Genomic DNA, 24,910 nt, shown 5'->3' on the forward strand with positions numbered 1-24,910 from the left:
CTGAGTTAATTTGTTTTATTGAATCGCCATAGCACATAACGATTGAGAGTGTGATAAAACCAGCTACGAAGAATGCGGCTTTTGAGTTTTAACCATGGTACCTGGGTTTGATCGATCTGGCTGAATACCTGATTAATTTTGACTTTCACCACCGCTTCTGAAAAATTATTTTCCAGAAAATTTCTGCCGGATAAGCCGATTTCGCTATGCCGCCCCGGATCGTTGAGTAAACTTAATACGTGATCGGCAAACTCTCTGGGTGTATCGCCAATCAATATTTCCTTGCCTGGAGTAAGCCCGAAGCCTTCCAGCCCAATCGAGGTCGTGACGACTGGGAGGCCGAAGGACAGCGCTTCGCCAATTTTGCCCTTTACACCGCTCCCGTAACGCAAAGGTGCTACCGAGATATAGGACTCTGTCAAATAAGGGTGCATGGACGGCACGTGGCCCAAAATCTCGATGGGCCCGCCGTGAAGATTTTTCACCGTCTCCGGGTAGCCTTCGCCGATTACTTTAAAACGAACCTGAGGGGCTTGTTCTAATATTAGCGGCAAGACCTCGTTGGCAAAATATAACACTGCGTCACTATTAGGCTCATACTGGCCCCAGCCTACAAACATCAATACGTTTTTATCTCGCGCCGCAGTAGGAATATATTCACCCATAGGATGAATATTTGGAATGATAGCGAGTTTATTGGCGGGGAGTTCTGGTGCTAATAACTGACGCTCCTGTTCAGAAACGACAATAATGAAATCAGCTTTCCTATAGGTGGCAATTTCTTCCCGCTTAACTTTATTGGCGAAATCTATATCGCTCTGTTGTTTAGTCAATCGGGCACGTGACATATATCGGCCGAACTGAACGTCTACAGAGTCTATAATCAATTTCGCTGTCGGCGCCCAATCTCTTACTGCTTGAATATTTTTCGGGGTCGCCAGTACATAGAGAACGAATACCACCGAATCGTAATTTTCAGCCTGTAAGGCCGGCACCAATCCGTTATCGCAAATACCGACACCTTGAGACACCAAAGTTTGTCGATAAAGCGACACCGCGGACTCTCCTAATTCGTTGACCATGTAGGGGACATCCAACGGGCAAAGCGATACTTGGTGAGACTCCGTCAGTATTTGAATCAAGCGAGAAAACCTGAGTTCGTATGAGGAACGGTCGAATGCTGGGTAGGAGTCTGAGACGATCAGTATTTTCATGCGTTAAATGACTCGGTAAAGACTATATTTGTTGAGATATCGATCCGGCAACTAAACTTAATGTTTTACCCATGGCGGTATGAATTCGCTCCAGTATTGATCCTCGTTCTTTGCCAATCGCTTGATAATCGGTCTGAGAAATCTAATAACAGGATTCTGGATAATTGCCTGGTAATTTTTCTCGTACCAGCAGTATTTATTGATTATATCTGTTAGTTGTTTTTCGACATGCTTTTTACCACCATGTTGAATGATAACCATCGCACAATCTAAAAGCATAAGTTTCTCAAAAGCTGTTGTTTTGGCATTAGGATGACTTAAAGCTTCAGAAAGAAGGCTGTCAGTGCTGATAAATTTAATTCCATTTTCCGCCATTCGCAACCATAAATCCAGATCCATCGCGATGTGGATAGATTCATCAATCGGACCAACCTGCTCCCAAGCCGCGCGAGAAAATGCACTAGACGGTTGCAAAAAATTGCCGCCATTCATCCAGCTATATAGGCTATTCAGATCGATTGTTGGATTTGGTTCAATGTAATAAATTTCGTTGCCAGACAAATCAACAATTCTTCCTGAGCCAACGACCATTCCAATTTCCGGATTGTTCTGGAATGTCTTAGAGAAATATTCAAGAGTGCCAGGCAGGTACCAATCATCCGAATTTAGCCAAGTAAGTATGTCGCCGGTGGCTTTTGCCATGCCTTTGTTTATAGCATGGCTTTGACCTCTATCAGGCTCGCTAACCCAATACGCTAAATAGTGCTCGTATTTTTTTATGACCTCAATTGTGTTATCGGTACTTCCACCATCAATTATTATAAACTCCAGATTGTGATAATCTTGTGATATTACAGATTGTATAGTTTTCTCAATAAATTTACCTTGGTTAAAGGTGGGAGTTACTATCGTTATTCTTGGTGATTTATTCATTTTTTTACTATTGAACCTTTGAAGCCTCTAAGTTAAGGCTAATTAGGTATTCTTTGTTATTAAACGATAGCTTCTTTGATGCCCAGTCTTCAAAATTATGAAATTGACTTTCATGCGGATTCCATTCCGTTATGTCTCCAAAATTATGTGAAAATAATAGGTTACTTAAATATTTTTTGTTGTAGACTTCATGGTGAAAATTTTCTGGGTAATCTTGTCCGCCCATAAGAGAGGGCGATATGTATTCTATTTGGTGATTTGTATCGTTATAAATGGCAATGATGTGATCCAAATCCGGTACGGATATTCTTAATTTTCCTTTGGGTTTTAATATGCGATGCATTTCTTTGAGGACTAATGATATATTTTTCCTAGGGACGTGCTCCAATACGTGGCACATGTAGATGAGATCGACAGTATTATCCGGAATCATCCATAGGCGGAAAATATTGCGAGTCACTATATGGACATGACGATATTTTCTAGCATCAATATTGATAAAGTCTGGGGCGTTTATCTCGCCGCAGCCAATGTGTAAAAGTAATTCTCCGTCTTGCGTTCTCGGGTATTTCTTTTCTCTTGCAAGCCAGAGTGATTGTCGAGCGAAGTTGGCAATATTGTGAAATTTTGATCCAATTATATTTTTAAGTCTTTCGATTCGCCAATGCATTTTATTTATTGTCCATTGTTGTCAAGAAATTTCCATTTTCCGTTTAAACTGATAAAACCTTCCGTCATGCTTTGAGTTCTTTCGATATTTGAGCTTTTAACTTGGAAGTTAATTACGCCTTCTTCATAGAAGATATTACGCGCTATTTTTCCGGCCTCAATGCCGATACGAATTGAAAAAACACCGGGCAATAGAGGAAAGGATGGTATTTCAATGGCCAATATATATTGACCTGGATACAGTATTTTGTTTTTAAATTGAGACTCGGTGATTTCTGTGGCAAGATAAAGAAAGTCTGTGGTATGAATTCCAAACCCGAAGTTTGGGTTTTCAAGTGTTTTGTTGACTTTAAAATTCAAACGAAATGTTATATTTTCATTGGTATAGATGCTTTCAATTTTTTCACCGCGATCGTTAATTATTTCAACGGCATTTAGTTCGATATCCCCAGAAAGCTCTTTTCGAGCTCTGCTTGATGAATGGTGGCTTTGCTCTTTTATTTTCTCGTCGTTTTGCGCATAAAAAAGGCCACATATTTCCGCCGGGTTTCCATCCGCGACAATTTTACCGTGATCCATGAGGAGCACTCGCTTGCATATGCGTTCGATTTGTCGAATGTTGTGGCTGACAAGTAAAACTGTTTTTCCTTGATGAATTATCATGTCTTCCATCTTATTGAAGCATTTCCGTTGAAACGCTAAGTCGCCGACTGCTAAAACTTCATCGATAATTAGAATATCCGCATCCAGACTGGTGGCGATGGAAAATCCCAGCTTTACGGTCATGCCGGAGCTGTATCGTTTTACAGGGGTGTCAATAAATTTTTCCAATTCGGAAAAATTAATGATTTCGTCCAATTTTTGTTGAATGACTTTTTTCGGAATACCCAAAATAGAACCATTCAGGAAAATATTTTCCCTGCCGGTTAATTCTGGATTTACGCCTGCGCCCACTTCGATAAGCGGGGCGATACTACCTCTTACCACAACATTGCCCTTTGTAGGCTTGCTAATATTGGCGAGGTGTTTGAGTAGAGTGCTTTTTCCGGCGCCGTTGTGTCCGATAATGCCAACGACTTCACCTTCATCAATAGCAAAGTTCACATTGTCGAGGGCTTTAAACCGCTCGCGACTAATTGTAGGCTGAAAACTTAGGCGTCGTATTGCGTTGACGGCAGTTTCTTTCAAACTGGTAAGGTGTCCGAGTTGATATTCTTTGGTCAGATGATTGACTTCTATAATGGCCATATAGTGGAATTTGAGTATTTCGATTCTAGTAAGTTATCGACCTATTAGATAACGTCTGCAAACCAATTTTCAGCCCGCTTAAAAAACCAATAGCTAAAAGGAAGCACAGACAAAGTTAATATCAAACCTGGGTAAAGTGCTTGAAAATCCGGGTCAGATGCTCCAATTAGTGTGCGCTGAAAACTATCGATTATTCCAACTAATGGATTTATAGTGTAAAGGGTATACAACTTCTCCGACCACTCTCCGGCTGCCTGCTCTATAAGTAGTTTCTTTTTAACCAGGCTTAAGGGATAAATCACCGGTGAGCCGTACATCAATAACGATAGGCCGATTGGTATGGCTTGCGCGATATCGCGGTAGTAGACATTCATCGCTGCGCCGAAAAAACTGATCGTCAAAGCCACTACCATGGTATACAGCACAAAAACCGGCAGCCAGAAAGCATATATAGTAGGCAAAATTTTGTAATAGATCATCATTCCGGCCAGTATTACAAAACTAACAACTAGTTCTACTAGTTTGGTCACCATTGCTGTCAACGGAAAAATTTCCCTTGGGAAATATATTTTTTTAATTAAGGCTGCGTTCGAGGTGACGCTGTTTACACCTTCGGAAACGGATTCCTGAAAAAAGACCCAAGGTATTAATGCCGCAAAGGTAATTAAAGGGTAAGGTAATCCACCTGTCTCAATACCTACGAAACCCTTGACTAGCGTGAATACCAACATCAGCATAACTGGTTTTAGTACCGCCCATAAAATGCCAAGGTAAGCCTGTTTGTAGCGAATAACTATATTTTTGTAAGTTAGAGCGGCTATTAGCTCTCTATAGTTATAAAGGTTTTTGATTATTCTGAACATCTCGAATGGTATGCGCTATAAGGTATATTAATCAGCTTTTTGGGTTTTTTTCAGTTTAGAAAGACGTTTCAATAGAGGCTTAGAATCCGGTTTCTTTTCTAAGCCTTGTTCCAGTATATTGATCGCTTCGTTAGGTCTGTTCAATTTGATATATATATCGCCTAGCGCTGCATAAGGCATCCAGGTTTTCGGGCTACGCTCGATACTTTTGTGATAGTTGTCGATAGCCGCTTTGTAGTCCTCCAATCCTTCGTATGCTTTGCCGATGTCGTAGTACATTTTAGGGATCAATACAAAATCCGACACCATACCGTGCTTAAACGGAAAAACCATTTCGTTGATGGCCTGTTTCAGATAACTGACTCTTTCCGCACGGTTGTTGGTTTTCCAGGCCAGGTTATAGGTAAATAATCCTGCACAATAATGGTGAATACCGCCGTTGCCTGCCAGCCTTTTTTCCCACATCAAGGCTCTTGGCGTGCCTTGTGCACCTTCCTGATGCATTTCTTTGCAGAAAATAGGCAGCCCCATATAGTCTAGATCTGTTTGAGGAAATTCTGCTTTAGCAATGATCGGTAAAAGTCCGATACACAGCATAAATGTTTTTAATGATTTTTTGGCAAACTTTATAATTCTCATTATGTATAAGCTTTATAAGTTGTAAAAATAACTACTGTTTTAGTAATTTAAAGTAAATTGACTCTATACTTGTTGTATGAGTTTTTATAGAGAATAATTTAATGGCCTTTTCTTGCGCGTTTTCCCCAAGCCGTTCGGCTAAGTCAGGTTTTTGGTAAAGTTCAAGTACGGCATTACGAAAGCTTTCGGAGTCACCGGCGCTAAATAACAACCCCGTTTCTCCGTTGTCCAGCATTTCCGCGCCGCCACCGTGGTTCGGGCCGATTAAAGGTCTGCCCATTGCCATGGACTCGATAACTACTGTGCCTAACGGTTCAGGCGCTGTCGATGCCGACACGACCACATTTAAACCGTTGTATACGCTTTCCATCTGCCCGATATGGCCGGTGAAAATAACAAAATTTTTTAAGTTTTCGTTATTGACTCTATTTTTCAACATTTCTTCATAATTAGAGCATTCTTCCGGCGTGCCGCCAATAATTACCATTTTTAAATTTGGAATTTTATCAGATAGCTCTTTGGCAGCATCCAAAAATAACTCCTGGCCTTTCCAGGGGATCAGTAATCCTACCAGTCCCACTACAAAATCATTGGTGTGTATATCAAATTGTTTACGGAATGTGTTGCCGTCAGCCTTCAAATCGAGTTTTTGTAATTCTATCCCATCATAAACTACGGTTATTTTTTCCCGGGCAACCATTAGTTCAGAAGTCATTCTGTCAGCGACCCAATTAGAAACAGATACAAAGTGGTCCGGAATTTTGTAAAGGTAGCCCGCCAATTTGGAATAGCTAGGGTTTTCGCGCACATGGCAAACACACGGTTTATGCAAAATTTTAGCGGCCAGTAAAGCGGCGCGGTTGCAAACTGGGTCATTGTTGGCGTGAATCAAGTCTGCTTCAAATTTCCAGGCAATCCAGAGAAGTTGCAAAAAAAACGGCATAAAATTGAGCAAATCATCAGCGCGAGCGATGATTTGCGTGGCGATAAATCTTAAATATCGGTTGCTTGCAAACACTGGTTTGCGTTTTACTAAAGCACGCCATGCGGTAATGTCGAAATGGCGGTCTTTTATATGTTTCCAAACAGCCTCGCTTGCTATTTCTTGGTATTGAGCAGTTGCGCGTCCAGTAACAACGATCGGATAGAATTGGCTACGATCAAGACATCTCACTAAATGGCGAAGACAAATTACGGCACCACCATAGCCAATGCCATTTTCAACGAATAATATGCGTTTCGGTTTGACTGCACCGTTCATTTAACCGGAATGTCCTATGGCTGTTATAATTAAAATGTAATTTAAGGGTTAATTTAGTACTTGTTTTAAACTACGTAATTTTATTATCAAGTCTTTGGGTAGGTTACTTAACGTTAAATACTTCAGAGAGCGGAGCGTGAATTTTTGTTTCATACTTATTAAAAAATTCACTCGGGCTTGGTCGTGTTCGAAGTTGATAAAAGACCAATACCCTAGCGACCAGTACGCGTTAGCTACCATTAAATTAGCGTCTATTCCCTGAGCGCTCAATTGCGGCCCAGCAAATTCGCGGATCGAGTTCATGACTTTGATTAGGTCTGCCAACATAGGCCGGTTTGCTTGGGTAGCATTGTTGCCGTGTTGGCGGCGTAGCATCAGTACTTCGGGCACACAGCTGATAGCATGAACGGCAGCAATTTTTGCCCACATCTCCAAGTCTTCGCCAAAACGAATTTCTTGATTGAATCGCCCGGATGAGATGATAGTTTCACGGTCAATCAGGACGGTACCTGTCGGAATGAAATTTTTTTCGACAAGTTTGGCCAATGCGTTTGGTATTGGGCAACCCGCCAAGTGATGAAAATAATCAAACAGTTGGTGCTTGGCTAGTACCGATTTGACCGTAATGTTGTCGTCAATATCGATCTCAGCCATATCGCCGGCTACTAGTTTCAATTCTGGATTTGCGATCAGAATCTGTTTTTGCAGCGCAATTTTGTTGGGGACCCATTGATCGTCGGCGTCCAAAAATGCGATCCAGTCTCCACTTGCCAGTTCAATGCCTTTGTTCCTGGCGGCGGATGGACCCTGGTTTTTTTGTTTGTAGTAGATAATGTTTCCGGGCAACGCTCTCACGATTGCTTCAGTTTCGTCGGTCGAACCGTCGTCGACAATAACGATTTCCGCTACGGGTTCGGTCTGGGCCTGAATACTGGCGACGGCGGCACTGATGAACTTGGCGCTGTTGTATGCCGGGATGACTGCGCTGATTTTCATTAGTTTTCTTGGTTACCCTTATTTGAGTCCAGTTTTACAGATTACCCAAGCAGGAAGGCTTAGTCCCGTGACGTATCCGATCAAGGCCAATTTTCGATGACGATAGTATAGACGATATAAGAATGCGCCCAATTTTCGGTGACCGCTCGCCATCTTCAGGCCGGGCCACCGCTTGCCGTTAAAACGGTTGGTAATTTCAGGCGAAGGATCGACTAGCGATTCCCCGAGTTCGGCCGAGGACAGAAAGCGGACTCGCGGAAGCATCCCGGTAATAACCGACATCAGCTGATCCAGCCCGGCAATCGCATCCTTGCATTCTGTTTCGGAACGAGTGAAGTTGTAACGATGAGTCGAGATACTGATCGGCGCTGCTTGCCGATAAGCGATTTCAGCCTCAGCCACAGCGCTCGCTAAGGTGTTTTTACCGTCAACCGGTTCGTACATGACGTTGCGGACCAGATAAAATTGGCCGAAACGGGTTTTGTTCCCGACCCGGATAATCGGCGGATCCTGTCGATATCGGCCGGATTGGTCGCGGCCGGTGCAACGGTAGCCTGCGGTTTGAATTGCAATGATATTGCGATCGCGCCACTGTTGTTCGATAAGGTCGTTCCATAGATAGCAGGGCGCGACAGTAGTCACGCTGGGTGCACCGAACATACGCTGGAAGCTGGCGGTGGCAAGTTCTATGATGTTTTGCGCCTCGGCCGAGTCGACCGATGACGTCGGTAATGCGCTGCCGTCCACGTAATGGCCTTGTAGCGGCGAATCCAGTGATTCCCAGTCCCACCAGTCGGAGGTGGATTTGGCCGCGGTTAAGCGCGGGTCGTTTTGCTGGCATAATCTGGCAAAACCGGCTCCGTTCAGGTGTTCCAGACCGTGTAATTGCGGAGTCAATAGATCCCGAGCGATGCCATCTTTCAGTGCTTGGTAGATTGCCGGAAAATCGGCATCCAGCATTTTTCGGTGATATTCACCGTCAACGGCTATTTTTTCTATGTCGGGAACCGCCAACACCATGTCGGCAGTCAGGACAGGATTGCGTCCTACCGCGTCTTTATGCTGATCCAGCATATTTAGCAATTGGTTGAGCCGGTCGGCATGAAACTCGCCGCCTGGCCCCCAATCGTCGCTCTCAATCAATACCGGCGTGTCGGCGAAATAGGCTTCGTTCCAGGTTGCAACAAACAGATCCTTTTTCCAAACCCATAAGCAGGCGATGCAGACCGACCAGAAACCTAAAATAAACAGAATTGCCATATTTTCAATCGATAATTAAAGTGCCGCGGTAGCTAACGGGCTACACTTTCATCCTAGCAGAGATTCATGGTCTCGCGGAACCGTGATAGCCTCGGGAAGGATTCCGGATGCATTGTGCGGCCAATTTTAGTGTTATGAATCGTCTATTTGTTCAGTACGGGGTGATGATGCGCAAAAACAGTGGTTTAGATCGGGTAAAAGCGGAGAATTTTTTATGACCGATACGTCAGGTTTACCGCAACATTGGCGTAGACCGTTGGCAGGAGTGCTGGTGGTTACGCTGGTTACGCTGGGAGTGTTCGCGGATACATGGGCATCTATCGTTGCAATTTGGTCGCGTTCAGAGACCTTTACCCATGGCTATTTAGTAGCGCCGACGAGTTTATGGCTGATCTGGCTGCGGCGGCGGCAATACCGCGATTTGCGGGCGGAATTCAGTTGGTTTGGCCTGATTTTGTCCATCGCGGGTGGCTTTATGTGGTTGGTGGCAGACTTGGTCCACGTCTTGGTAGTACAGCAATGGGCGGTGGTTGGAATCCTGATCAGCAGTCTGTGGGCGGTGTTGGGAACCGGCGTGATATCGAGTATGCTTTTTCCCATTCTGTTCTTGTTTCTGATGGTACCTTTCGGCGAAGCCTTTATTCCGCCGCTGATGGACTACACCGCGACCTTTGTCGTCACGTTACTGCGTTTGACCGGGATTAGCGTTTACCGGGAAGGCTTATTCTTTACGCTAACCTCCGGGAATTGGTCTGTGGTTGAGGGCTGTAGCGGTTTACGCTATCTGATATCGTCTTTTACTCTGGGAACCGTTTACGCCTATCTGAATTACACCAGTTATAAAAAACGCGCAGTGTTTATCGCGGTTTCTTTTCTGGCACCTATCATCGCAAACGGATTCCGCGCTTATATGATCGTCATGATCGGCCATTTAAGCAGCATGAAACTCGCGACCGGCGTGGATCACATCGTTTATGGCTGGGTATTTTTCGGAATCGTCATGTTCGCGCTGTTTTACATTGGTTCGTTTTGGCACGACCCCCCAAACAGCTCCGAAATCAGCGTGAAAGAAGAAGGGGCGTTCGATGCCGAAGTGGCTTCAGAGCCCCGTTATCAGTGGTTCGGTTTCGCGGCAATCTTGGTGTGTCTGATAATTTGGCCGCCGATTTCTCATGGTCTGTCCGGCTTGCAAAATAGCAATGTAGTGGTGCCGGAGAGGTTCAGTCATCCCGCGCTTGATACTTGGCTACCGGCTGATCCGCCGGATTGGGGGTGGGAGCCGAACTTCAAAGGTGTGGTCGCCGAATCCAGAACATTTTTAAAAGACGAGCAAGCCGTCGTCGGCCTCTATTTCGCTAACTTCGGCGACGAAAGCCAAGGCGGCGAATTGGTAAACTCGCAGAACTATTTGGTCCCGCAAAAACATAAGATTTGGCGGATGCTGCGCGACAATGACTATCCGGTCGATTGGGGCTCCGGCTACTCAATCGTTGTCGAGGAAGCGGTCTTGAACAGTAGCCAGCGCGAATTATTGGTATGGCGCTGGTATCGCATCGGCGATAAAAATACCGACAATGCCTATTTGGCAAAGTGGTGGCAACTGCTCAAGCGCTTAACCGGCGATTCGGCGCCGGAATTGCTGGTTGTGGTTTACACAGAACTAGCTAATCAAGAATTGGATACGGCGCGGGATAAGTTAAAACAAATAGCCGTGGCGTGCTGCAGCTGATTAGGGCGAACGGGATCGACACAGTCGACCCGCGTCAGTACTCCGCTTGACGCTGCAGGCCGCGCGGATGTTAGACTAGCAACACCCTTATTTAAAACTTTGTGAAGGAAAACTTATGATACCGGTAATTTTGTCAGGCGGTTCTGGAACCCGGCTTTGGCCATTGTCGCGCGGCCAATATCCCAAACAATTTTTGCCTTTGGTTTCCGGTGCAACCATGATCCAGGAAACCATGCTCAGGCTGGACGGGTTGGCCGGTTTGCAGCCGCCGATCGCGGTGTGTAACGAAGATCACCGCTTCATGATGGCGGAGCAAATGCGGGAGATCGGTATCAAGCCGGCGGCGATTATATTGGAGCCGGTAGGCAAGAATACCGCGCCGGCGGTAGCAATGGCGGCGTTGAGTGCCGGTTCCGAGGACGACATCTTGCTGATCTTGCCGGCGGATCACGTCGTGGCCGACCGGCAGTCGTTCCATCGTGCGGTGGTGCAGGCTGAGCAACTGGCGAAGCAGGACTTGTTGGTCACCTTCGGTATTGTCGCCAGCGAACCCGAGACCGGTTACGGTTATATCAAGCGCGGTGAGGTGCGTTACGGCGAGGCCTATAAAGTCGATGCATTTGTCGAGAAGCCGGATTTGCAGACCGCGCAACGCTATCTGGAAAGTGGCGAGTATTTTTGGAACAGCGGCATGTTCGCGTTCAAAGCCGGTTGTTTCTTGCGCGAACTGGAAAAATTCAATCCGCAAATGTTGACAGTCTGCCGGGAAGCATTGAAAGCGGCCAAACCGGACCTGGACTTTGTGCGGTTGGATAAGGAAATATTTGCGACATGCCCTTCCGATTCGATCGACTACGCGGTGATGGAAAAAACCGACAAAGCCGCGGTGATTCCGTTGGACGCGGGCTGGAACGACGTCGGTTCCTGGTCGGCACTATGGGATGTCACCGCCAAGGACGAAACCGGCAATGCCATCAAAGGCGACGTCTTGACTGTCGATACCCGTAATTCCTACATCCATTCCGGCAACAAATTGGTGGCAGTGATCGGCGTCGATAATCTGATCGTGGTCGAAACCGACGACGCAGTGATGATTGCCGCCAAAGACCGGGTGCAAGACGTCAAGGATGTCGTCGACCAACTGAAAAAAGCCAAACGCAGTGAAGCCAACGTGCACCGCAAGGTTTATCGGCCTTGGGGTCACTACGACCTGGTCGACAGCGGCGACCGGCACCAAACCAAACGCATCGTGGTCAAGCCCGGTGCAAAATTGTCGGTGCAGAAACATCACCATCGCGCCGAGCATTGGGTGGTGGTGAAAGGGACCGCCTGGGTCGAGAAAAATGGCGAAAAAGTTCTGGTGTCGGAAAACGAATCGATTTACATCCCGCTCGGCGTGATTCACAGTTTGGAGAATCCGGGCGTGATTCCGCTGGAAATGGTCGAAGTCCAATCCGGCAGCTATCTGGGCGAAGACGATATTGTGCGCTACGAAGATCAGTACGGGCGGATCTAGCGCCATTCGGTAATAGTCACGCTAAACTTCCGATCAACGCCGCGCCGGCTTGGCGCGGCGACCTGCCTAACATCCGATAACATTCGGTAATCGTTTCCCCGGAGTTGCCCTTGTCTCTGCAAACGGTCAACGACCTTTTGAAAAAACACAAGCTCGTCGAGGGCATGTTGCATAACCAGCCGATGCCGCGGCGCAAGTTGATCACTGCGCTGGTGCAAAAGCAGCACATGGTCGAATTGCGCAGCCTGTTGGCGCGGCTCACGGCACTCGAAATCGGCCAGATCTTGCACGCCTTGGAATTGGAGGATGCCCGCCTGGTCTGGGAGCAGGTGGAGGATAACCGGCAGGATGACGTGTTGTGGGAGCTTTCCGATACCTTACGCGAACAATTGGTCGGCGACCGAGAGCCGCATTGCGGCGTCGGCCAAATGAGCGCATTCGAACTGGTCGAGGGCCGGTTATCCAAAGTGGCCATCACCTGTCGCCACGATTTGTACGAAATCAAACCGATCTGGATCGACTTATTGGCGCCGACCAAGGCCCAGCGCCAACTGATCGGCCAGCATTTCGGCTTGGAATTGCCCGATCCGCTGGATTTGACCGATCTTGAGGCTAGCGCCCGGTTCTATGTCGAAGACCAGCATGAAATCCATATCCATTCGGATTTTCTGTTGGACAGGGAGGGGAAGTCGCGCAGCGTGCCGGTAGCCTTCGTTTTGTCGGGCGACATGCTGTTCTCGGTACGCAACGAGGAGTTGCCGGTGTTTCGGCTCCAGCGCTTAAGGGCGAGAACTCAGCCCGGTTTTGTCACGGATTCCAAGGATATGCTGCTGGATTTGTACGGTGCCGAGGCTGAATATTCGGCCGACGCGCTGGAAAATATTTACGAGCAACTGGAGAGCGTCAGTAAAAAAGTATTAAGCCAGGATATCAGCGACGAAGAAGCTGCCGAGATATTGACCGATATTGCCGAAGAAGAGGATTTGAATGGCCGTATCCGCCGCAATATGCTGGATACCCAACGCGCCGTGTCGTTTTTGATCCGGCGTAAATTGTTGAATCCGACCCAGTTGGAAGATGCACAGCAAATCTTGCGCGATATCGAGTCCTTGAATAGCCATACGGCATTTTTGTTCGACAAAATCAATTTCTTGATGGACGCAACCGTCGGTTTTATTAATATCAACCAAAACAAGGTTATTAAAATCTTTTCGGTCGCTTCGGTGGCAATGTTGCCGCCTACCTTGATCGCCAGCATTTACGGTATGAATTTCGAGTATATGCCCGAATTGAAATGGATGTTGGGTTACCCGTTTGCGTTGGGGTTGATGACTGTTTCTGTGCTATTGCCTTACGTATATTTCAAACGCAAAGGCTGGCTTAGATAAAAAATCACGGAGTGCGTCACAGTTTGTTGGCTCAAAACCACAAACTGCGACAATATGTCACATTTAAAATCGACAATTCGCCAACTATCATTAACCTAACTTTTTCGGTTTGGTTTGACAGCTAAAAGTTGCGTTATATTTCTTCCTATTGCTCTGAGGCGATTATCCACTGGTAATCGCCTTTTTTTTGCCCGAAGAAATTAACTGACCGGTTTGAATTTTACCGACTTGATTGCATTATCGTCGCGCTTGACGATCTCAATGACGTGGCCGTGGAGCTTAATGCTGGTGCCGGGCTCGGGGATGGTTTCCATATATTCGATAATTAAGCCGTTGAGGGTTTTTGGACCTTCGGTCGGCAAATCCCATTGAGTGACGCGGTTTAGCTCACGGATGCTAACACCGGCATCGACCAAGTAACTACCGTCTTTTTGCGCTTTAATATCCGGTTCTTCTATCGCCAACTCGCCGACGATCTCCTGCAACAGATCGTCGAGCGTAACCAGTCCCAATACGTCCCCATATTCGTCGACTACCAAGCCGATCCGCAATTTTTCCGCCTTGAAAATCTGCATTTGCTTATGAATCGACGTGCTGGCCGGAATAAAAAACGGCTTGGCCAAACTGTTGACAATGCTTTGCTTGTCTAAATCGGCGTGGCTAATGCGGGATAGGGCGGTGCGAATATGCAAAAATCCGATCACCCGGTCGATATTCTTTTTGTAAACCGGCAGACGGGTATGTGGACTGGCTTGGAGCTGGCGAATGATATCTTCGATCGATTCTTCCAAATCGATACCGACGATCTCGTTACGGTGGGTCATGATATCGGTCACGCTGGCGGATTCCAGATCCAGAATACTCATCAGCATATTGCGGTAGCGGGCCGGCAGTTGGTGGTTGGCTTGAGACACTAGGCTTTTCAACTCGTCCTTATTCAAAGGCTCGGCAACTTCGCCCAATTTTTTACGTTTGATCCCGAAAATGCGTAACAGGCCGCTCGATATCAAATTGATGGTCCATACCACCGGGTAAAACAGTTTCAATAACGGGGGATAAATCCATGCCGAAACGAATGCCAGCAATTCCGGCTTTAGTGTGCCCAGAGTTTTCGGGGTAACCTCGGAGAATACTAAAATGGCGACGGTCAATAGTCCCATCGCGGCAGGAATGGCCTGATTACCGCCGATCCGGATTGCAATCACCGTCGTCAGCGCAGCAGCCAGAATATTGACGAAATTGTTACCGATTAAAATCAGGCCAAGCACGCGTTCCGGCCGTTTTAGCAGGCGATGGGTTTTAACGGCGCTTTTATGTTTTTTTTTGACGAGATGCTGCAACCGATAGCGGTTAAGCGTCATCAACGCTGTTTCAGAGCCCGAGAAAAATGCGGATATCAACAATAATACCGCCAGTATACCGAATAGTATACTTAGGGAAATTTCGTTCAAAACAAACGTACTCTGGGTTGTGTAACAAGAGCTTAGTTTCTATGCTGGGCAAAATTTGTCAAGCTGAAAACCGCGTGCCGATCCGAAGCATTTGCCGGAGATTGAACTAAACTACATCAACTAGACGGCGCAATCGGCTGAAATCCGGCGATTTTGACAATCCCGGACTTCGATGCTTAACTTGAAATTCGATTGTTCCCTCCCTTCGTATCCAAGTAGTTTCAGAGAACACACGCATGGCATTGCCGGAAATTTTGCTGGTTGACGATAACCTTAATCGCGCACAACAAGTCGAAACGGTGCTCCGGTTTTTGGAATACCGGGTGATTACGGTCAGCGGCAATCAGTACGAATCGGTATTGGCCGGGCAAGATGCTTTCGGCGCGGTGTTTGTCGGTAGTGGCGATCGCCAAGCCAGCCTGATTAAAGCGATAGCCGACGCGACGGGGGATACGCCGATCATTCTGCTAGCGGAGCCCGGTAACGGGCAGCAGTTGCTGAGTACTATTCAACAATTGGTCAGTAAAGTCGTGGAATGGCCGACGGTCTATCCGACACTCATCGACATATTGGACGAATTGCCCAAACCAGAATCGACTGCGCACAAGCCGCAAACCAATAAAGGCTTGGCCGGAATCAGTAAAGCAGTACAGAAAACCCGCGAACTGATCGATCAAGTCGCCAAATCCGATGCGACCGTACTCATTCTCGGCGAGTCGGGGACCGGTAAGGAAGTTGTCGCCCAAGCCCTGCATCGGGCATCCGCCCGCAGGGACAAGCCGTTTGTGCCAGTCAATTGCGGAGCGATTCCGGGCGAACTGTTGGAAAGCGAACTGTTTGGCCATGAAAAAGGGGCGTTTACCGGAGCCTTGACATCGCGCCAGGGCCGATTCGAGATGGCCGAGGGCGGTACCTTATTTCTCGACGAGATCGGCGACATGCCGATGCCGATGCAGGTCAAGCTTTTGCGCGTATTGCAGGAACGGACCTTCGAACGGGTCGGCAGCAATAAAACCATCCGCTGTGACGTCCGTATCGTCGCCGCCACCCACCGCCATCTGGAACAGGAGATTATCGAAAAACGTTTTCGGGAGGATTTGTTCTACCGGCTGAACGTATTTCCGATTGAAGTGCCGGCGTTGCGGGAGCGGGCTGAAGACATCCCGTATCTGATCAACGATTTGATTGCCCGCATGGAAGCGGCGAACCGTGGCAGCGTCAGCTTAACGCCGCGGGCGGTTGCCGTCCTGATGCAACACAGTTGGCCGGGCAACGTGCGCGAGTTGTCGAATTTGATCGAACGCTTGGCGATCATCAGCCCGGATTCACCCGTGGATGCCGGCGACTTACCGGAAAAATTCCAAGCGTACGAAGTGCCCGACACGGTTCAATTGCAGCTGCCGGAACCTGATATCCATGTGGTCCGTCCAGCCGCACGCGAAGCGCTGGCCAAGCCGATACAGGGCGCGGCCGCGGTGCAATTGCCGGAGCAAGGCATCGATTTAAAAGAATACTTGACCGACTTGGAAAACGAACTGATCCGCCAAGCCTTGGAAGAGTGCAATGGCGTGGTCGCCCATGCCGCCAAATTGCTGAACATGCGCAGGACCACGTTAGTGGAAAAACTGCGCAAAGTGGATGCCGCCTAAGCGGCGGCGGTTTTTTGTCCGGCCGCCAGATTTGTGCGGTAGCAATCCAACCCCGGCCAAGTGTTAGACTAAGGCTTTGCCACTGCAGCAGCCTTCATAACCATGCCAGAATCGAATAACTCGACCCATCCAAGTAACGGAAACGGCCGATATGGCGGTGCCGTTGCCGAAATCTTCGACTATGCCGGCGAAATCAGCGTTTGGCGGCAGCGTATCCATGCTCATCCTGAACTTTGCTTTCAGGAGTTTGGCACTGCCGATTTCGTCGCAGAAAAATTAACGGAATGGGGGATACCCATCCACCGCGGCTTGGGTAAAACCGGTGTAGTCGGCATCGTCAAGTCCGGTCTTTCGGAAAATGCGATAGGCCTGCGAGCCGATATGGACGCATTGCCGATCCAGGAACAAAACCGCTTCGCCCATGCCTCGGTTTATCCCGGCAAAATGCACGCCTGCGGCCACGACGGCCATACCGCAATGCTGCTGGCCGCCGCACGCTATTTGGCCAAGCAGCGCAACTTCGACGGCACCGTGTATCTGATTTTTCAACCGGCAGAGGAGGGCGGCGGTGGCGGCGACGCCATGATCCGCGACGGCTTGTTCGAGCGTTTCCCGATGCAGGCCGTGTTCGGCATGCACAATTGGCCGGGTTTGCCGGCCGGCAGTTTTGCCGTCAGCCCGGGGCCGGTGATGGCCTCATTAAATACCTTCCGGATCACGATAAATGGCAAAGGTTGCCACGCCGCGCTGCCGCATTTGGGTCTGGACCCGACACCGGTTGCCGCGCAAATTATTTTAGCGCTGCAAACTATTCTGACGCGTAACACCAATCCGTTGGCGGCGGGGCTGATTTCGGTGACTATGATGCACATCGGCGAAGCTACCAACGTGATTGCCGAACGTTGTGAACTGGCCGGTACGGTGCGGACGTTTTCCGCCGAACTGCTGGATATGATAGAAGCGCGCATGGCCGAAATCGTCCACCATACCTGTTTGGCGCACGGCATGACCGGCGATTTCGAATTAACCCGCAGCTATCCGCCAACGGTAAATCATGCAGAGCAAGTCGTAATTTCCCGGCAAGTCATGGCTGGCATCGTTGGCGAAGAACAGGTTTTCGAACAACAGCCCACCATGGGGGCCGAGGACTTTGCCTTCATGCTGCAACGCGTACCCGGCAGTTACTGCTTCATCGGCAACGGCGACGGCGGTCACCGGTTAGCGGACCACGGCGCCGGTCCGTGTACGTTGCACAATCCCAGTTACGATTTTAACGACGCCATTTTGGCGTTGGGCGCCAGTTACTGGGTCAGATTGGCCGAAACCTGCTTGGCGTTCGCCTGACAGTTGGCTGCCACAGTGTGTAAGCTGTCTGACAATTGTGGCAGGAGTCTCGAAGAACTGCGGTCTCTTCGGCGCGTCAGACCGGCTGCAAATGGTTGAAAGCCAATAAAACTTGAGCGTTTGGCCCAGCCTATGCTGCAGCGTTGGTGAGTTCCATCAACCCAACGGTGAGCGCCATGCAAGCATTGAACGAAATGACCGAACTTGGCTATGCCCGGACCATGTTCATTGAAAACCTCAGCCACCAATTTATTGCCGCCACCGGCTGCGGCGTCTACGCCTACTTGGATCCGGTCGATGTCAGCGGTTTGTTCAACAATTATGTCAACGACAATCTGCCGATAGAAGCCTTCATCAGGCAATGCGTGAAAGACGTACTGAAGTAAAAATCGCAGCGTGGTGTTGGCCGCAGCTGCTCTAGCAAATCAGTTGCGGGCAAAAGACAACTGGTAACCGGCCAGAAACACCTGTTGCTCCAGCGTCTCGCTGATTGCGGGAATCGATACCTTTCGGTTGTCGGTGGCAATCAGCACCAAATGCCATTCTTCACCGTGCAGGTCTTTGCTCATCGAAATCGACCCTTCCGCCAGCCGGTAACCCATGGTCTGGGCCAACTGTTCCAAATCGGTTTGCCGCGGGCGGTGGCCGGGTTTGAAACGTAGCAAAACCGCAATGGCGTGCTTGGAGGGGAGTACGGTTTCGATCCAGCCACCCCAGATCATCGTCGCCGACGCGATCAAGGCCAGTAGGATCGCTGCCAGATAAAAGCCGGCGCCGCATAGGATGCCGATCGCCGATGAGGCCCAAATCGACGCTGCGGTGGTCAGCCCGCTGATATTCAGGCCTTCCTTCATGATGACGCCGGCGCCGAGAAAGCCGATACCGGTGACGATGCCTTGAATCACCCGAGTCGGATCGGCCGTCGCCGTCAGCGGCAATAAGCCGCCGAACCAGAATTGCGGGTAACCGACGATGACGGTAACCGCCGCCGAGGCCATACAGACCAAGCCGTAGGTGCGCATGCCGGCAGCGCGGCCGTGGTAGGAGCGTTCGTAACCGACCACCATGCCCAACAACAGCGCGCCGACGATGTTCATCAGTATCACTGCGCTGGCCTCGAGCTGGGCGGCAGACCAAAACGAGATCAAGCGGTCGGCAGAGATCGGATTCATAAAGCGATTGCCGCTATGCGGTAGCGTTATTGCTCACTGGGCTCGACTTTCTCGACCTCAGCTTCGAAAGGTTTTTCGAAATAAATGCCTGACAACTTGCGTTTGAATTCTTGCGTAATATCTTGTGCGTCCTGGCGGCTTTTCATGACTCTAGGAGTAAGCAGTACCACCAGTTCTGTTTTGTCGTTATTTCTTAACGTGCCTCCGAATAGTGGGCCAATCAACGGTAGCTCGTGAAAAAAAGGGACTCCATCACGTGAATAGTTGTTTTTATCTTTGATAAGCCCGCCTAGAACAATTGTTTCACCGCTCTGAATTGCAACGCTACTTTCAATTTCTCTTTTCTGAATAGTTGGAGAATCGATGTTTTTGCTCGTGGTTGTTTCCGTGGCTTCATTAACACTTTGTAAAATATCCATTAGTACTAATCCGCTGGAATTAACCCTTGGCCTCACTGAAAGGTTGACTCCAGTATCGATCATCTGAATTGAGCTGGTCTGAATCGGGGTGCTATTGGCTCCGCCAGCTGTTAAATTGGTGGAAACTGAAGAGCGAATCGGTACCGAATCCCCGACTTTTATTGATGCTTCCTGATTGTTCAACACCATCAATGAAGGGGAAGAAATAACATTAATGTTTCCTTTTGTGGCGCTAGCGCTCAGTACCGCGTTAATATCTTTAGAATTGCTTGAAAAGGCATAAGAAAAACCTCCCGTGGCTACTCCCTCAGCTGCATCTTTTGCTAATTGTGTTAGATTCAGCCCGTTGTCGGCTCCTCCAGTTATTACATTGGTTCCACCGTTATCGTGACTGAAATACCATTGGAGGCCGTACTTCAGGTGATCGTTGAGAGTTACCTCCACAATTGTCGCATCAATCATCACCTGCAACGGCAACACGTCCAGTTGCTTCAACACACGCTGAATCACGGCATATTCCTGCGCCGTAGCGACGATAATCAACGCGTTATTGCCTTCGTCGGCCAGGATTTTGACGTTGGGCATATCGTTATTGTTGCCGCCGCCACTGCCGCTGCCGCCGCTCAAACTGCCGCCGAGTGCGCCGGAGCTGCGGTTGGCGGAACGGTCGGTGCGGTCGCTCAAGGTTCGTTCGCTGGCGGAATCCTGTTGCCGGTTAGTGCCGGTGCTGCCGCCCATGCTGCTGGTGCTGGACGAGGTACCGCTGGAGCTTTTGTTGGTCGCCGACAGGGATTTGCGGCCCGAAGCGATCGAGGCTTTGCTGCTGCGTTGCACGCCGCTACCGAAAATGCCGCTCAAGGTGTCGGCCAGATCGCCGGCGCTGACGTGCTGGCAACGGTAGACGTTGACGCCGCCGGCCGCAGCCGGATTGATCCGGTCCAGCCGCAACACCCAGTTTTCAATGTCTTTCAGGTAATTGGCTTGATGAGTGATAGCCAATACCGCGTTCAGGCGTTCGATTTCGATGAAACGGAAGAAACTGGCTTCTTCGTCCTTGGCTTTTTTGTTGTTAAAAATCTGTTCCAGTTCTTCGATAATCTTGCCGGCGCTGACATTGGCCGGGGTGAATAATGCAAAGGAGCGGCCTTTCATGATATCGATATCGAAAGTATTGACCACTTCCATGGCACGGGCGACTTCGTTACCGGAACCGGCCACCAATAAAATATTGCGGCTCGGGTCGACATGCAGAACCGACTTTTCCGGCATCAGCGGCTTCAGGATCTCGGACAGCTCGGTCGCGGCCACGTTTTTCACCGGGATGATGCGTACCTGATAGCCGTTCGGCATCTTGGCGCTGGTCAGCGAGTTGATCGAACTGCTGTACAAGGCCTCGTTGGCCGGTTTGATCAGATACATTCCGCCTTGCTCGGTCAACGCGGCGTTATTCAAACCCAGCAGCATGTCCAGAGTCGGCAGCAGCTCGTCCTTGGTCAGCGGCTTCGAGGTTTGCAGAGTGACCTTGCCGGTGACTTGCGGGCTGATCGTGTAATTGCGGCCCATGATGTCGCTCAGGATCACCTTGGCGACTTCGCCGAGGTCGGCATCGTCGAAATTCAGGCTGTATTCGCCTTTGGTGCCGGATTTGGCGGCGGTACTGGGCGTATTGTGGGCGGTAATGCTGGCTTCACCGTTCGGGAACAATTCGACTTTGGTGGTCCGGTTCTCGGCCGATTTATCCGCATTCGCCAGTTCCGGAATGGGCTGGTCGTCGCCGATCCGCTGGTTGTCGGCAATCGGCAATTTTTGGTGCAACTGCGGGCCGATATACTCGCAGCCGGCCATGGACAGCGCCAACACCAACATCGGGGGAACGCCAATTTTGTTAGTTGTCATTGAGTGTCTCGGGTATTTCATTGGGTGCTTGTTCAATCGGTCTGGCATTGACGTTGGCCGGCGCCGGGGGCCGGGGCGCGGGTTTACCGGGCGGCGGTTTGATTTGTGCTCGCGGTTTGCGCAACATGACCGGCTTGTCCTGGCCGGCTTGTTGCAGGATGACCCGGTCGGCCAGAATCTGTTTCAATTGCCAGCCGGATATACTTTGTTCTTCGCCGATCTTCAGGAATTTCCGCGCTTCGTTACGCTTGCTGAACAGCGCGGTCGGTTTGCCGCCCTTATCGTAAATACCGATCAGCGACCAGTCGTCGATCTGGCTGGTGTCGCTGTTCTGCATGGGGTCGTTGGCTTTGGTTTCGACCAGCGGCCGGCGCCCCTCGATAAAAATCGGCCGCTCGACGATATCGTTGTAACTGTCGATAGGGCGCGGGGCATCAGCGATAGCGGGTAGTTGTTCGGCCTCGAATCCGATTTGGTCTCGGGCCGCCAGCTGGCCGTCGAGTTCCTGCGCCGCATAACGGCTGACAAGCCACTCGCCGCCGAGGCCGGTGCCGAGTGCGGCGCAAGTCAGCAATTGCAAGCGTAACAACTTACGATTCATGACGCCTTGGCCCGCATAAAGCTGACGACTTGAAAGCTGACATTCAATTGCGAGCTCGGCTCCAGCTTGTTATTGCTGCGGTTGCGCGCGCCGCGTACCGGCGAAATGTCCAGCTGGTCGACCAATAACAGCGGGACGTTGGTTTCCAACGCGTATAACACGGCGCGTAAGGCCTCCATGCTGCAGCTCATGCGGACTTTGACCAGGATCCGCATGAAACCGTCTTCAGTTTTGCCAGGTAATCCCTGAGTGCTGGTCAATTGGCCGCCGGCGTCGGTTACGGCAGTTTTGATGATGTTTTGCAATTCCGCCGATGCCAGCGATTCGGTATCGCTATCGCTCAAATAGCCTTGCTGTTGAAACTGTTGATGCAGAAAATCCAGGTTTTGAGCCACGCTGTCGCGGCGGGCAGCAATGGTTTGCTGGCGTTGCAGGCGGAATAACAAGGTTTCCTTCTGCTCCCGGTAATCCAGCCAGGTGTTGAACAGCGGCAACAGGGCGGCCAACACCACAACCAGCACCACTGCAGCCAACAGGCCCAACGCCAGCCAACGCTGATAGCGGGCTTCATTCATGCTGTGGCTCCTCGGAGTTGTCGCCCTCCGCGGCGGCGGGCGTTTCCGCGTCTGCTGCCGTGTCTTCCGGCTTCGGCACGGCGACATCCATGCTGATTTGAAACCGTTCGCGGCCGGTTGCCTTGTCTTGCGTCAACGGCGAGACAAAACTGACGTTACTGAAGTAGGGCGAGGCTTCCAGTACCCCGATCAGCGACGATGCGGCCGGCGACTGGCCTTGTATTTGTAAACGTTTTTCGGCGTATTGGTAGTGGGTTAACCACGTATCGTCTTTTAACAAGACGCTGAGTTCGTTTAAAACCGCAACGAGCGATGGCGAATCGGATTTAATGCCGATCAGACGTTGGGTCTGCTCGCGGAGCGCGTCTATTTCGCTTTGCTGGGCTTCGATCAGAGTGGTTTCTTTCTCCAATGTCTTCAGTTGGCGTTTCAAGGTATCGACGGCTTCGCCTTCCTGCCAGACCGGCCAAGCCAAGGCGGCGACCAGCAACAGGAGTAACAAGGCATTCAGGCTCCAATGTACCGTGCGCACCCAGTTATTTGGCCGGGGCCGGTATTGTTCCGGCAACAAGGTGTAACGCGGGACGTTAGCGGGATAAACCGTCGCCGCCGGACTGAAATCGACTGCGGCCGGTTGTACGCCAAGCGCCTGCAGCCGGGCCAGGCAATCGTCCAGCAGCGGTTTCGGTGTTAACACCAACAACACTTCGATTTGGCCGAATTCGGTTTTGCCTAGCACGTTGGCGGCAAAATAAACCTGCTCGGTGCTGAACGGGGTGTAGCGGTCCAGTTCGAAGCCGACGACTTGTTGCAGATTTTCTTGGGCGGCGGCAGGCAGAAACAATCGTTTTTGCAAGGCTTGGCCCGGGTTTAACCGCAGCAGGCACTCGGCCTTGTCCAGTTCGGGATTCAGATTTTTCAGGTTCCGGTACGCGTCCGCGGCATTGGAATCGAGTTGCCAGATTACGGTGTTTTCGCTTGCAGTTTCCCGATGAAAATCGATTCGGAAATTGCTGTGGTCGGGGCTGAAGATGGCGACGCCGCTGCGGTCGCTGAGCAGCCGTTTCAGGCCGGTCGGCAGCAGAGCAGCCAGCTCTCCGCTCCACCATTGCCAAAACCGCTTCAGATCGACGTCGTTAGTTGTTAGTAAGCTCATCTTGCACAGTGATTAACTGGGGTTCCTTTTCCGGGTCGAATAACGACGATTCTTGTCGACCCTGCTGCCAATCCAGGATGCGGTAGGGCGCTTGTCCGATATCTTGGTTTTCAAACTTCACCACGGCCGTAATCGACGCGGTTGACTGGTCCGCCAGCAGTGTTTCGCAGCTAATGGTAAAGGTTTGTTCCTGATCCGCCAAGCCGGCCTCGGTTTGATTGCCGTCCGGCGCGTTATCGCCGGTTTGTTTGGCCAGACGTCGCTCCAAGTATACATCATGAATATTTTGTGTCTTCAGCCGGGCATCGATGATGCGCAGCAACTCGGGCGGCGCCAGGCTTTTGTTCGGCTCGGGCTGACCGGAATAGACCGTGATCCAGGGCCGGATCCGTTCGAATATGGCTTCGTCCATGCCCAGTACCATTTGCAACTCTTCCAGCGATTGAAAGGGGGCATTGCCCGGAGGGTATGATCTGCCCGCCTGGCGGTAGTGTTTCTTTTCGGCGCCGTTCGGCCGCGGTTCGTCGTCGGCGTCGCGCCAATCGATGATCGCATCCATCAGTTGTTGCCGCCGGTTATCATCTTCGACGGCATAGGACAGTACCGCCAGCAGTAATTCTTCGCCGGCTGCATTGATATCGACCTTGCCCGATTCGGCCAAAACCCGAATTCGCAGTTCGCTATCGGCGCCAGCCAACCGGTAAATCGCGCCGTCGACCCGCCAGCGTTGTTCCGGATCGGGTTGACGCAGGCCCTGTGCGGCCAAATTCAAACCGGATTCCGCCAGCGCCGAGGCGCGGGCGTTGCCGACCATAGCCGAACTAACGCCGCTTTCCCGCCGCATGGTCAGCGTAAAACTGCCCGCCATCACGCTGAGCAGCGTCAAAATCCAAATGACGATCACCAGCGCCATTCCGGTTTGGCGTGGCCG

22 protein-coding genes are annotated in these 24,910 nt (G+C 50.1%); 6 read left to right on the forward strand and 16 right to left on the reverse strand.

Annotated features, from left to right (window positions below; translation table 11 throughout):
• Positions 1-5: 5 nt before the first annotated feature.
• Genes C2U68_RS03990 through C2U68_RS04030 form a run of 9 tightly spaced genes read right to left on the reverse strand, consistent with a single transcriptional unit; the run spans position 6 to position 9,083 of the window.
• Positions 6-1,214: a glycosyltransferase family 4 protein gene (locus C2U68_RS03990; RefSeq protein WP_140911218.1), complete on the reverse strand. Its 1,209-nt coding sequence runs from the start codon at positions 1,212-1,214 to the stop codon at positions 6-8.
• Between the two features lie 57 nt (positions 1,215-1,271).
• Positions 1,272-2,147, reverse strand: a complete 876-nt coding sequence (locus C2U68_RS03995; RefSeq protein WP_140911219.1) for a glycosyltransferase family 2 protein — start codon at positions 2,145-2,147, stop codon at positions 1,272-1,274.
• Positions 2,148-2,154: 7 nt separating this feature from the next.
• On the reverse strand, positions 2,155-2,817 hold the full coding sequence (locus C2U68_RS04000) for a class I SAM-dependent methyltransferase (RefSeq protein ID WP_140911220.1): 663 nt from the start codon (positions 2,815-2,817) through the stop codon (positions 2,155-2,157).
• Positions 2,818-2,822: 5 nt separating this feature from the next.
• The gene (locus C2U68_RS04005; RefSeq protein ID WP_140911221.1) at positions 2,823-4,064 is read right to left on the reverse strand and encodes an ABC transporter ATP-binding protein; all 1,242 of its coding nucleotides are present in this window, start codon (positions 4,062-4,064) and stop codon (positions 2,823-2,825) included.
• Positions 4,065-4,108: 44 nt separating this feature from the next.
• Complete coding sequence (locus tag C2U68_RS04010) at positions 4,109-4,927, reverse strand: ABC transporter permease (RefSeq protein WP_140911222.1); 819 nt, start codon at positions 4,925-4,927, stop codon at positions 4,109-4,111.
• A gap of 27 nt (positions 4,928-4,954) precedes the next feature.
• On the reverse strand, positions 4,955-5,566 hold the full coding sequence (locus tag C2U68_RS04015) for a tetratricopeptide repeat protein (RefSeq protein ID WP_140911223.1): 612 nt from the start codon (positions 5,564-5,566) through the stop codon (positions 4,955-4,957).
• A 31-nt stretch (positions 5,567-5,597) separates the two neighbouring features.
• Complete coding sequence (locus C2U68_RS04020) at positions 5,598-6,827, reverse strand: glycosyltransferase family 4 protein (protein ID WP_140911224.1); 1,230 nt, start codon at positions 6,825-6,827, stop codon at positions 5,598-5,600.
• A 48-nt stretch (positions 6,828-6,875) separates the two neighbouring features.
• Positions 6,876-7,823 carry a glycosyltransferase family 2 protein gene (locus C2U68_RS04025; protein ID WP_140911225.1) on the reverse strand — a complete coding sequence of 316 codons (948 nt, stop codon included), beginning with the start codon at positions 7,821-7,823 and terminating at the stop codon, positions 6,876-6,878.
• A gap of 18 nt (positions 7,824-7,841) precedes the next feature.
• Positions 7,842-9,083 carry a hypothetical protein gene (locus C2U68_RS04030; RefSeq protein ID WP_140911226.1) on the reverse strand — a complete coding sequence of 414 codons (1,242 nt, stop codon included), beginning with the start codon at positions 9,081-9,083 and terminating at the stop codon, positions 7,842-7,844.
• Positions 9,084-9,297: 214 nt separating this feature from the next.
• Here C2U68_RS04030 and xrtA point away from each other — a divergent pair, with 214 nt between their 5' ends.
• From xrtA to corA, 3 genes are all read left to right on the forward strand, one after another.
• The gene (xrtA, locus tag C2U68_RS04035; protein WP_140911227.1) at positions 9,298-10,812 is read left to right on the forward strand and encodes an exosortase A; all 1,515 of its coding nucleotides are present in this window, start codon (positions 9,298-9,300) and stop codon (positions 10,810-10,812) included.
• A gap of 115 nt (positions 10,813-10,927) precedes the next feature.
• On the forward strand, positions 10,928-12,328 hold the full coding sequence (locus C2U68_RS04040) for a mannose-1-phosphate guanylyltransferase/mannose-6-phosphate isomerase (RefSeq protein ID WP_140911228.1): 1,401 nt from the start codon (positions 10,928-10,930) through the stop codon (positions 12,326-12,328).
• A gap of 110 nt (positions 12,329-12,438) precedes the next feature.
• Positions 12,439-13,716, forward strand: coding sequence for a magnesium/cobalt transporter CorA (corA, locus tag C2U68_RS04045; protein WP_140911229.1), 1,278 nt, complete (start codon positions 12,439-12,441; stop codon positions 13,714-13,716).
• A gap of 200 nt (positions 13,717-13,916) precedes the next feature.
• Here corA and C2U68_RS04050 read toward each other — a convergent pair whose 3' ends face one another.
• Positions 13,917-15,167, reverse strand: a complete 1,251-nt coding sequence (locus tag C2U68_RS04050; RefSeq protein ID WP_140911230.1) for an HlyC/CorC family transporter — start codon at positions 15,165-15,167, stop codon at positions 13,917-13,919.
• 236 nt (positions 15,168-15,403) lie between these two features.
• Here C2U68_RS04050 and C2U68_RS04055 point away from each other — a divergent pair, with 236 nt between their 5' ends.
• The 3 genes from C2U68_RS04055 (at position 15,404) to C2U68_RS04065 (ending at position 18,546) form a co-directional block, all read left to right on the forward strand.
• Positions 15,404-16,816: a sigma-54 dependent transcriptional regulator gene (locus C2U68_RS04055; protein WP_140911231.1), complete on the forward strand. Its 1,413-nt coding sequence runs from the start codon at positions 15,404-15,406 to the stop codon at positions 16,814-16,816.
• Positions 16,817-16,918: 102 nt separating this feature from the next.
• Positions 16,919-18,160 (forward strand): M20 aminoacylase family protein, encoded by a 1,242-nt coding sequence (locus C2U68_RS04060; protein WP_140911232.1) that lies wholly within the window; start codon positions 16,919-16,921, stop codon positions 18,158-18,160.
• 176 nt (positions 18,161-18,336) lie between these two features.
• A complete protein-coding gene (locus C2U68_RS04065; protein WP_140911233.1) occupies positions 18,337-18,546 on the forward strand; it encodes a hypothetical protein in 210 nt (69 codons plus the stop codon).
• Positions 18,547-18,585: 39 nt separating this feature from the next.
• Here the strand turns inward: C2U68_RS04065 and C2U68_RS04070 are convergent, their stop codons facing one another.
• Genes C2U68_RS04070 through C2U68_RS04095 form a run of 6 tightly spaced genes read right to left on the reverse strand, consistent with a single transcriptional unit; the run spans position 18,586 to position 24,892 of the window.
• The gene (locus C2U68_RS04070) at positions 18,586-19,332 is read right to left on the reverse strand and encodes an MgtC/SapB family protein (protein WP_140911234.1); all 747 of its coding nucleotides are present in this window, start codon (positions 19,330-19,332) and stop codon (positions 18,586-18,588) included.
• Between the two features lie 26 nt (positions 19,333-19,358).
• Complete coding sequence (gspD, locus tag C2U68_RS04075) at positions 19,359-21,647, reverse strand: type II secretion system secretin GspD (RefSeq protein ID WP_140911235.1); 2,289 nt, start codon at positions 21,645-21,647, stop codon at positions 19,359-19,361.
• A complete protein-coding gene (locus C2U68_RS04080) occupies positions 21,637-22,248 on the reverse strand; it encodes a hypothetical protein (RefSeq protein WP_140911236.1) in 612 nt (203 codons plus the stop codon). Before C2U68_RS04080 ends, gspD begins: the two co-directional genes overlap by 11 nt.
• Entirely contained in the window at positions 22,245-22,823 is a 579-nt protein-coding gene (gspM, locus tag C2U68_RS04085; RefSeq protein WP_140911237.1) for a type II secretion system protein GspM, read from the reverse strand. The genes C2U68_RS04080 and gspM overlap by 4 nt, the downstream gene beginning before the upstream one ends.
• Complete coding sequence (locus C2U68_RS04090; RefSeq protein WP_140911238.1) at positions 22,816-23,979, reverse strand: PilN domain-containing protein; 1,164 nt, start codon at positions 23,977-23,979, stop codon at positions 22,816-22,818. The genes gspM and C2U68_RS04090 overlap by 8 nt, the downstream gene beginning before the upstream one ends.
• Positions 23,960-24,892 carry a general secretion pathway protein GspK gene (locus C2U68_RS04095; protein WP_260839203.1) on the reverse strand — a complete coding sequence of 311 codons (933 nt, stop codon included), beginning with the start codon at positions 24,890-24,892 and terminating at the stop codon, positions 23,960-23,962. Before C2U68_RS04095 ends, C2U68_RS04090 begins: the two co-directional genes overlap by 20 nt.
• Positions 24,893-24,910: the final 18 nt, after the last annotated feature.

The sequence above is a fragment of the Methylomonas koyamae genome, from assembly GCF_006483455.1.
Lineage (GTDB): Bacteria > Pseudomonadota > Gammaproteobacteria > Methylococcales > Methylomonadaceae > Methylomonas > Methylomonas koyamae_B.